Source organism: Ruegeria sp. BG11 (genome assembly GCF_056538565.1).
Map to the genome: position 1 here is coordinate 1 of NZ_JBQFTH010000044.1, position 1,165 is coordinate 1,165.

1 protein-coding gene is annotated in these 1,165 nt (G+C 54.1%); it reads right to left on the reverse strand.

The genetic code is table 11. The annotated features are described in order from the left end of the window. Window positions 1-92 precede the first annotated feature (92 nt). The coding region (locus ACR0JF_RS23285; RefSeq protein WP_480670111.1) for a 4-hydroxyphenylpyruvate dioxygenase family protein at window positions 93-1,165 on the reverse strand (1,073 nt) is incomplete at its 5' end.

Here is a 1,165-nt window from a genome sequence, read left to right on the forward strand (position 1 = left end):
CGCGATCTGACCGGGCTTCATGTCAATGATGGAGGTACGCCACCATTGGCGAACGGCGCGCTCATCCATCGTCATGTTTTCATCCAGCACAGTCATTGAGTCTTCACCTCTTTGAACGTCTGGCTTTTGCTTTGTGCGGCGAGGCGAATGGGCGCGTTACGCGCACCGTAACCGGCATAACCCATGCGGCGTTCAACAATTTCGAAGAAGAAGCCGTTAAAGATGGGGCGGCTGTATATCTGAAAATACTCGGAACCCGCTGTCCGATCGTAAAGAATGTTGCCTCGGCGCAGTTGGGCAACCAATTCGTCATCTAATCCGAATGTCGCTTGCAGATCAGCGTAGTAGTTTTCTGGGATGGACAGGCTGGGAAAACCGGACTTCCGAAATTGGGCTGAGGTTTCAAATATGTCGTCCGACTGTAAGGCGATGTGCTGAACACCGGCACCAAATCCGTCTTCAAGGAATGAAGCCGCCAGTGTTCGACGCCCAACTGCACCATTCAGGTTTAAACGCACTTCGCCTTCGGGGCTTTCGATGGCTTGGCTTTGCACAACACCCGACGGGTCGGCAACGTTCACGATCGGGGATTTTGCCATCTCAAAAGTCGAAATGTAGTAGAGCAGCCAGCTTTGCATCTCATCGTGACGCATCGTCTGTGCCAGATGGTCGATACAACGCAGACCGGCAGGTTGGGTGGCTTTGGTTTTCGCAACCGGCTCGAACTCGATGTCCCAAACCCGATGCAGATCGGATTTCTCATCTATGAAATGGACAACATTGCCACCAACGCCCCGTATAGCCGGGATATCCAGTTCCCCGGCCCCTACAGGCTGTGCGAAATTCGGCGCGCCCAACGCGGTCGCTCGCTGAACCGTCTGATCCGCATCTTTGACACGCAACCCCATATCACAAACGGAGGGGCCGTGGCCCAGAAACGCCGAATGGGCAAATCCTTCCTTTTCGGTATTCACGACGATGTTTATCGCGCCCTGCCGCCACAGCTCGACGGACTTGCTCACATGCTTTCGCTCCATTCGAAAACACATTGCTGACAGCATATCTGCCAGTTGCGCGCCGCTTACTTCATCAGCTGTAAATTCGACGAACTCAAAGCCTGATGCATAGACGCGTTCCGGCAGTTCCGGGATGCCGAAATCGGTTC